An 8,662-nucleotide genomic window follows, 5' to 3' on the forward strand; every position below is an offset into this window, starting at 1 on the left:
TGGACTTTTCATGTTTTTATTGCTAAAGAAACGCAGAAGATCCGTTTAATTCAAGTGGCTTTTTCGGTACTGAATTGGAGTCAAGCCCGTTATCTTTTTGAAAATACGGCAAAAGTAGGGGAAATTAGGTATTCCAACTAACGAACCGATCTGTTCTATAGATTTTGATTCTGTTTTTAATAACCAACAAGCTTGTCTTATTCTTCGCGCGATCACATATTCGGTGATGCTCACTCCTGTATCGGTCCGAAATAATCGAGAGACATGATGCTTGGAAAGATGAAGTTCCTTTGCCAATTCAATCAAATCAAAAGGTTCAGTATAATGCTCCTCGACCCAATTCATTATTTTTTCAGCATGGCTCTCCGGACGTGCGACTCCTCCAAATCCTCCATGATGCAGTGAGTTTAGATAATCTAAAATGTTGAGAATCAACATAGACGCAGTCTCAAGATCTCCATCCTTCTCGTTCCACTCCGAAATCAAGTCGTTGAATCGTTCAAGAATTCCTATGATATAAGGCGAGGTGCGCTTATCACGGAAAACCTGATCGGATAGTTGTTCCTTCCACACCTGCACAAAAAAACTGGATAGCGCAGGAAAGCTTTTAAGATAAGGTGCAACGATGGAGGGTTCAAAGGTCAAAACCGATCGTATGTAAGGGCATTGATCATCGGCATCAAATTGGATACGGTGCAGCTGGAAGGGTTGTAAAATAACTACACATCCTGCGTCTAAATTGTAGATCTTGCGGTTGAGGGTCAGCTTTCCTTTACCTTGATGGACAAATAATACCTCGATCCCTTTGTGATAATGGTAATAGATAAGAGGAGATTTTGTGGATACTTTTCTATATAGAAGTTGTATCTCCATATTTTTTAGGACATGAAACGCTTTTGCGCGTTTATCCATTTGCTTGGTATGTTCCAACAATCATCACCATCCATCATATTTATTTAAGATGTCAACTGAGTGATATTTTGTAACTGAAGAATATAACTTTTTGGCCAAAAAATAAGCTATGATTGCATTGTTCATACAATCTAATTATACGATATTGTGCTGGTGGAAACATCGCCAACCCTTCAAGTATTCGTCAATTTACAAAAGAATAAGGACCACACGCATTTGGGGGTGGGTATAGAATGACTTTAACTTTAGGCATGCTAAAAGAGGACGAATACTCCGATTTATTGGACGGAATTAAAGATCTATTGAAAGAAAGCTATCAAATTTCAGAAGACGAGGCGATGTCGATCATAAATAAAGGAAGCGCAAGGGCGGAAGAGTTGTTAATCGATTATTTCCCATATATAGACTCCATCCGTGATATTATTAGCGGAATTAGGGACACACTGGACAAACATATCAATCTAGTGGATCAGGAAGAAGAACTTCTTCTTAAAATGATTAATGAAGCTGCTGTGTGGCACGCGTTTGAATGTGTAAGATGGTTCTATATAAACACGGCAAACCAACTCGTGGGTAGATCCTAACTTCCGTAAACAATGTGAAAAAAATGGGTCGCTGCTAACGACAGCGACCCATTTTCCATATTCGTTTTTCCATGCTCTCTCTTTAATGAGTGGTTCTCTTCCTTTTCGGTTTATGCCTTGAGCGCACTAAAAGCAAGTAACAAACGTCACAGGTGCCGTTTACGATGCCGACGCCGGAGACGGCGACCCGCGGCGCATCCAACGATTTTTGCGACTCTGGAAAAATTTTTGCTCAGAAAAAATATTTCAAGAGTCGCAAAAAAAATTGGATGCTTTATTTGACGTTGTTGACTAAAATTCAGAATACAAACAACAGGGTCCCTCTCGACGGCAATCGACATCAGGATAGGAGTTGATGACATGGTCACGCAAAAAAGGTGGTTGGAAACGGTTTCGGGGTATATCTTTATCGGGCCGCTGCTGATCGGGATTATGGTGCTTACCGTTATTCCGATGATGGCAGGAATATTGCTCAGCCTTGTGAATTGGAACTTTGTGAGCGGGCTTTCGCAAATGAAATTCGTCGGCTTGCAAAATTTTGTAACGCTGTTCCACGACGATGTGTTTCTGAAGTCGTTCGGAAACAATATCGTTTTACTTGCCGTCGTGCCCGTTACGATGCTGCTTTCCCTGCTCCTGGCCGTGATCTTGAACAACAAAGTGTACTGGAAAGATGTATTCAAGGTCATTTACTTTATGCCCTACATTTCCAGCGTAGTTGCGGTAGCGGCGGTATGGCAGGTGCTGCTGCATCCGAGCTACGGTCCGGTGAATCATTTTCTCCAGTCCATTGGCGTTCAGAATGTGCCCAAATGGCTCGCGGACACCCATTATTCGCTCGTTTCGGTCATGATGATCATGGTATGGATGCAGATCGGCTTCAACCTCATTATTTATATCGCGGCGCTGCAAAATATTCCGCGGGACTTGTATGAAGCCGCGGATATTGACGGTGCCGGCGTCTGGCACAAATTCCGCAATGTGACGCTGCCGATGCTGTCGCCGACCTCGTTCTTCCTGCTCGTTACAGGCATCATCGGGACGTTTAAGGTGTTCGATCTCATTGCCGTGCTGACCGGCGGGGGACCCGCCAATTCAACGTCGGTCATCGTATACGATTTGTACCAAACGGCGTTTATCCATTTGAAAACGGGCTACGCTTCCGCTATGGCCGTATTCCTGCTGATCTTCGTTTTATTCCTGACGTTCCTGCAATGGGCCGGGCAAAAAAAATGGGTGAACTATTAACGAAAGGGGAAATGACCGTTGCGAACCAGCCAGCCTGTCAAAATCGTAAGTACCGTCGTCATGGGGGCAATCGGCGTTTTGTTCTTGCTCCCCTTTCTATGGATGTTGTCCGCTTCCATGAAGCCGGAGCTCGATGTGTTTACGTATCCGATCCAGTGGATTCCCAAGACGTGGCATGCCGTTGAAAATTATAAAATGGTATGGGCCGGAGATTTTCCGTTCGCTCACTATTATTGGAACTCGATCAAAGTCACTGTACTGACGACGGCCATCTCCATCATGGTGTCCAGCATGGCAGCCTATGGATTCTCGAAGGTCAGGTTCAAAGGACGGGAAGCATGGTTTCTGCTCGTGCTGGTTACTTTCATGGTGCCGAGCCAGGCGATTCTCGTGCCGCAATTTTTGCTGTACCGCTGGCTCGGGTTGTTTGACAACCACGCCGGTCTTATTCTTCTCAACTGCTTCAGCGTCATCGGCACCTTTCTGCTGCGCCAGTTTTTCCTGGGCATTCATAACGATTATATCGAATCGGCGCGAATCGACGGCGCGGGACATTTCCGCATCTTTACCGGCATCGCCGTCCCGCTCGTCCGGCCGGCGATCGCGACCTACGCTATTTTGCGCTTTATTTGGACCTGGAACGATTACCAGAATCCGCTCATTTTTCTGCGATCGGAGTCGTTGTTTACGCTGCAGCTCGGTATCCGCAAATTTGCCGACGTCAACGGCGAGTTTTACTCATTGATTATGGCTGCGGCGGTTTCCGCCATCGTACCGCTTCTCCTTATATTCATTATCGGCCAGAAGAACGTCATCGAGGGGATCTCTATGGGAGGTGTGAAGGGATGATGTAACGGCATCGGCTTGATAGCTGTTAATCTCGATCGAATGAATAACAACTAAGGGGATGAAATATATGTTGAAAAAAATTGCACTTGGAGTCAGTATAACGGCGATGATGGCGGGATTGTTAAGCGCATGCGGCGGTAATGAAGGCAGCCGGCAAGCCGCCAAGACGGGGGAATCATCCGCTGCCAAAGGCGCTGCGGCTCCTGTGACTTTAAAGCTGCATATGTGGTACAACGTCAAGCAGGACAATTGGGATGCGGTATTTAAAGCGTTCCATGATAAATATCCGAATATCAATGTCGAAGCGGTGACGGCCGGCGACAACAACAGCACGGAATACTTGAAGAAGCTCGATCTTGCCGCCGCCTCCGGCGACCAAATCGATGTGGTGATGTTCAGTGCCCCAACGCAATATGCACAGCGTGTAGGTCTTAACATGATGGAGCCGCTCGATTCCTATATCGCCAAGGACGGCTACAAAGTCAGCGACGAATATACGTCCGACCCGGCCATCGGAGGCAAAGTTTATGCGCTTCCGGCAAAGAAGGCGACGTTCTTCGTGATGCTGAACAAGAGCGCTTTGGATGAAGCGAATTTGCCGGTTCCGAAAGATTGGACGTGGGACGAGTTTCTGGACTATGCCAAAAAGCTGACGAAAGGCGAAGGCGCGAGCAAGCGGTTCGGCACGTTCTTCTATACGTTCCCGCTGTATACGATAATGGCCCTGAATAATCAAATGGATAATCCGAACCTGGTCAAAGCCGACGGCACCTCCAACATGGATAACCCGCTGATCAAGAAGTCGCTGGAAATCCGCAAGCAAGCGGAGCAGGTCGACAAATCGGCAACGCCGTATGCGGAGACGATCAGTCAGAAGCTCAGCTACCGCCCGCAATATTTCAGCCAAAAGGCAGCCATGATTTTAACGGGCGATTATATGATTCCCGAAGCCGGCGGTACGGACAAGCTGCCTGCCACGTTCAAAACGGTATTTGCGCCGTATCCGAAAGTGAATAAGAACGATCCGACAACGACGTACATCGGCGGCGACCTGATGGGGGTATATGCGAGGTCGACGCATAAGCAGGAAGCGTATGAATTTGTCCGCTGGTATACGACGGAAGGCATTCAGCTGCAGGGAAAATACATTCCTTCCTGGAAAAAAGCGGACCTGAACAAAGTGATGGACACCTTGATCGCCAGCTCGAAGACGCCGGACATGATCGACAAGGAATCGCTGCTCTATACGATGCAGAACTCGATTCCGCAAAAGCTGTACATCCCGCCTGCCTATCAGGACGAAGCGGATAAAGCGTACGCCAACGAAACGGATAAATTCCTGCTCGGCGAACAGGATTTGGATACCACTCTCAAAAATGCATCGCAAAAAATTCAGGATCTTATCCAAAAAAACAGCAAGAAATAAAGCTCGGCCATACGCAGGTTCATCCGTCAACGGTCTTTTTAGCGCTGCTAAAGACCGTTGATTTCCTTGTTTTTATGGTTTAAGCTGTTCGCAATGCGGATAGGAAGCGGTGCTCACGATGAAATGGATGACTGATTTTATAGCGAAATCCACTTTGAGAAAACGGATCATGGTATCTTCTCTGCTCTGTTTAGTCGTTCCCGCCGCGGGGATCATGATGATCTCGAGCGCCTTCACCACCAAGCTGATTCAAGATCGGGCCGAGAATACCGCATCGGAGTCGCTGCAGGTGGCGCAAGCTTATATAACGAACAACATGAACAATTTGATCAGAATTACCAACAATATTCAATTTGATACGGAAATGGTCGCCGTTCTGAAAAATCCGTCGCAAGGCAACAAAGGCATTCTGGAGCAGCTGTCGATCCAAAAAAAGCTGGATCAGCTTACTTCCGATAAACCGGGAGTTTATGTATCGATACTTCTGTCGGAGGGCGGCTATTACAGCAATTACAGCAATTACGATTACAACCCGAATCAATTCAGACGCGAGGCGTGGTTTGCGCAGATGGACCGGCTGGATACGTTCGAAACGTATTGGATCGGCGTGCAGCTACGTATATCAAGTCGGAGAAGGAGACAAGCCCATACCTGATCACGATCGCTCGAACACTCAGGGATTCGTCTTATAAGCCGTATGCTTATGTGATCGTCAGCGTGAATGAATTGCAGCTTCGCGCCATCATCGAGGAGTACAGCCAAAGCCAGAATATGATGCTGCTTTCCGCGGACGGAGTCATTTTGTCCGGACTGAACGATATCGGGCAAACTTACGCGCACTTTGAGGAAATCAACAAGCCGGTAGCTTCATTAATCCGCAACGTCGGCGGCGAGGAGCAAATCGTAGTCAAGAAAATGCTGCCGCTGACAGGATGGATGCTCGTCAGCCTCACACCTTACGAGGCCGCGACATCGCAAGTATACGAGATATTCCGTTCCAACTTTTTGATTGAAATCGGTTTTGTCGCCCTGTTCCTAGTCATTCTCATTTATTTACTGCGCCAGTTCACGAAGCCGATTTTGCGTCTGGTTCAAGTCGCGGCCAGCATTGAAGCGGGCAATTTGTCCATCCGGTCTCACATTACCGGCTCCAACGAATTCGTGAAGCTGGGCAGATCGTTCGACAACATGCTGGACAGCATCGAGACGATGGTCCGGCAAATTACTTACGAGCAGGAATTGAAAAGAAAAGCGGAGCTTGCCATGCTGCAGGCGCAAATCAACCCGCATTTTTTATTCAACATTTTGAATGCCGTTCGTCTGCGCATCATGCTGCGGGGAGACCGGGAGAACGCCGACGTGATCAGCTCCTTGTCTCATTTGCTGCGCATGACTTTTATAAATAACCGGGAATTCATATCCTTGCAGGAAGAAGTGGAGCTTGTTAAACAATACATGAACTTAATGAATTTCACTTCGAAGGATGCGTTCCGCTATGAGATCGATTTGAGCTCTGAAACGCTGCATGAACTGGTGCCGCGTTTCATTTTGCAGCCGATGATTGAAAATGCGATTATTCACGGCCTGCGGCAGTACGCGGGAAACATTCGGATCCGGGCGTGGAAAGAGGATAAGCTGCTCGTGATCGCGGTCGAAGACGACGGGGGCGGAATGGCCGAAGCTACGGTGGCGGAGCTCAGGCAGCGGCTGCAGGGCGGGGTGGAAAATTCCGCGGCTCGTCCGGAGACGAACCAAGGCATGTCCGGATTCGGTTTGTTCAACGTATATGAGAGGTTAACCATCATATATGGCGACCGATTCCGAATGGACATGAAGAGCGAGCTGGGGAAAGGCACCGTCATTTATTTGTTTATACCGAATGGGGGCGAGAAGCGTGCCGTGGAAAGTGCTGATGGTGGATGATAATTACCCTGTGCTTGACTCTCTAGAGCAAATGATCCCGTGGAGATCGCTCGGCATGACGGTGGCAGGATTGCGAAAGAATGGCGAAGAGGCGCTTGCGCACTGCCGGCGGGACATGCCTCATATCCTTATAACGGACATCGGGATGCCGGTCATGGACGGGCTTGAACTTATCCGCGAGGCGAAGCGGCTTCATCCTCATTTGAAGGTCATTATTTTATCCTGTCATGACGAATTTCATTTCGCGCAGCAAGCTGTCAAGCTGAACGTCAACGATTATATTCTGAAAGAAACGATGCAGCCGGAAACGATGATCGAGCTGCTGGAGAAGGTGCGGCAGCAGCTGGAAGAGGAGCATGCGTCGAAGCTAGGCAGGAGCAGCTCAAATCGCTCGTCGATCAAAGCAACTCGCTGCTGAAAGAAAACTTCATCCGCACTACGCTTACGGAGCCGATGACCGATCCGGAGCGGTGGCTGGCCGCAGCGCGGCAATTTGGAATCGATCTTGCGAAGCATGCATATTTACCCGTGTATGGCTACGCCAATCAATATCGCCGAATGAAACAGCGGTTTCTATCGGATGAATTGTTTATGTATACGTTGGAAAATGCGATTAGCGAGATTATCGATGCGAGCGGGCTTGGCGTCAGCCTGCGATTCGGCATGAACGAAATATTCCTGCTGCTTCCCCTGCGCTCGAATTCGAGGCGTCCGGCTCGGGACGATATTGCCGAGCGGCTCAGAGCGGCGCAAGCGGACATCAATAAATACGTAAAAATCACCGTATCGTTCATGGTCTCGGAGCCTTCAAGCAGCCCCCAAGACCTCAAGAAGCATTTGAAGGAAATGGCGGAAAGCAAGGACCTGCGGTTTTACGCCAAAGAAGGAAGTCTCTACAGGTGGCAGCCTTTCCAGGCCGCGGATGAAGATATTTACAAATATTATTCGGAAGTGTCGGACGAGCTCAAGCATCATCTCGCGGAAGGCGCGTCGGACAAGGTCGACGGCGCTTTGGCGAAATGGAAAGAGCGGTTTGAAAGCCGCCGTTATAAAGCGGAGGAAATCCGTGGCTTTACGATCAAGCTTTTGTCCGATATTGATCTGAAATATCGTTCGCAGCAGCATTTTCCAAACGCTTATTCGGCCGAAATGCTTCATCAAACGCTTCTCGAGCTGGAATCGCTGGACGAGCTGTTTGCCTACGTTCGGGCATTTCTTGCTGAAAAAATGGAGTACGTCATTCGTACGGCGCTCGAAAGCCAAAGATGCGAAATCGTCGAAGCGAAAAAATACGTGCGCACGCATATGGCGCACAAAATTGGTTTGGATGAAGTTGCCCGCAAGCTCCATTTGAATGCAAGCCACTTTAGCCGTATTTTCAAGGTGGAAACGGGAGAGACGTTTATCGAATTCGTTACCCGGGTCAAAATGGAGCAAGCGCAGCAGTATTTATTGCAAACGGAAAAAAGTATCGATCAAATCGCCGCTATGCTCGGCTATGACAATACCAGCTATTTTATTAAGGTGTTTAAATCGTTTGCCGGGATGTCCCCTGTACATTACCGCAAGCTGAAATAGGGGATATGGAAATTTCGGCCCGCTGCCTCGGCAGCGGGCTTTTTTAGTGCGCCACGCATGGCGATTAACTAGGCGGTGAAAGTCCGCTGTGGGGGCTTGTAGTGGCCAACCACTAGCCAAGAGCAAGGGTGTCCATCGTGAG

At 48.3% G+C, this 8,662-nt stretch carries 9 protein-coding genes; 8 read left to right on the forward strand and 1 reads right to left on the reverse strand.

Translation table 11 applies throughout. The annotated features are described in order from the left end of the window. Nucleotides 1-45: 45 nt before the first annotated feature. The gene (locus SD70_RS11810) at nt 46-930 is read right to left on the reverse strand and encodes an AraC family transcriptional regulator (protein ID WP_156157989.1); all 885 of its coding nucleotides are present in this window, start codon (nt 928-930) and stop codon (nt 46-48) included. A 215-nt stretch (nt 931-1,145) separates the two neighbouring features. Between SD70_RS11810 and SD70_RS11815 the strand changes: the two genes are divergently transcribed. The 8 genes from SD70_RS11815 to SD70_RS11855 all read left to right on the forward strand — a co-directional run bounded on the left by SD70_RS11815 (nt 1,146) and on the right by SD70_RS11855 (nt 8,520). After that, nucleotides 1,146-1,496: a hypothetical protein gene (locus tag SD70_RS11815; protein ID WP_041047761.1), complete on the forward strand. Its 351-nt coding sequence runs from the start codon at nt 1,146-1,148 to the stop codon at nt 1,494-1,496. A 360-nt stretch (nt 1,497-1,856) separates the two neighbouring features. Further along, nucleotides 1,857-2,744 carry a carbohydrate ABC transporter permease gene (locus tag SD70_RS11825; RefSeq protein ID WP_041047763.1) on the forward strand — a complete coding sequence of 296 codons (888 nt, stop codon included), beginning with the start codon at nt 1,857-1,859 and terminating at the stop codon, nt 2,742-2,744. 60 nt (nt 2,745-2,804) lie between these two features. Then, nucleotides 2,805-3,593 (forward strand): carbohydrate ABC transporter permease, encoded by a 789-nt coding sequence (locus SD70_RS11830; RefSeq protein WP_052487328.1) that lies wholly within the window; start codon nt 2,805-2,807, stop codon nt 3,591-3,593. Nucleotides 3,594-3,660: 67 nt separating this feature from the next. Beyond that, nucleotides 3,661-5,019, forward strand: coding sequence for an ABC transporter substrate-binding protein (locus SD70_RS11835; protein WP_041047765.1), 1,359 nt, complete (start codon nt 3,661-3,663; stop codon nt 5,017-5,019). Nucleotides 5,020-5,137: 118 nt separating this feature from the next. Continuing rightward, nucleotides 5,138-5,674 carry a hypothetical protein gene (locus tag SD70_RS11840; RefSeq protein ID WP_041047766.1) on the forward strand — a complete coding sequence of 179 codons (537 nt, stop codon included), beginning with the start codon at nt 5,138-5,140 and terminating at the stop codon, nt 5,672-5,674. A 62-nt stretch (nt 5,675-5,736) separates the two neighbouring features. Further along, a complete protein-coding gene (locus tag SD70_RS11845) occupies nt 5,737-6,942 on the forward strand; it encodes a sensor histidine kinase (RefSeq protein WP_156157991.1) in 1,206 nt (401 codons plus the stop codon). Beyond that, nucleotides 6,914-7,360, forward strand: coding sequence for a response regulator (locus SD70_RS11850; RefSeq protein ID WP_197081012.1), 447 nt, complete (start codon nt 6,914-6,916; stop codon nt 7,358-7,360). Before SD70_RS11845 ends, SD70_RS11850 begins: the two co-directional genes overlap by 29 nt. 35 nt (nt 7,361-7,395) lie before the next feature. Beyond that, on the forward strand, nt 7,396-8,520 hold the full coding sequence (locus tag SD70_RS11855) for a helix-turn-helix transcriptional regulator (protein ID WP_041047769.1): 1,125 nt from the start codon (nt 7,396-7,398) through the stop codon (nt 8,518-8,520). Nucleotides 8,521-8,662: the final 142 nt, after the last annotated feature.

Origin of the sequence: Gordoniibacillus kamchatkensis (assembly GCF_000829455.1) — a bacterium.
Classification (GTDB): domain Bacteria; phylum Bacillota; class Bacilli; order Paenibacillales; family NBRC-103111; genus Gordoniibacillus; species Gordoniibacillus kamchatkensis.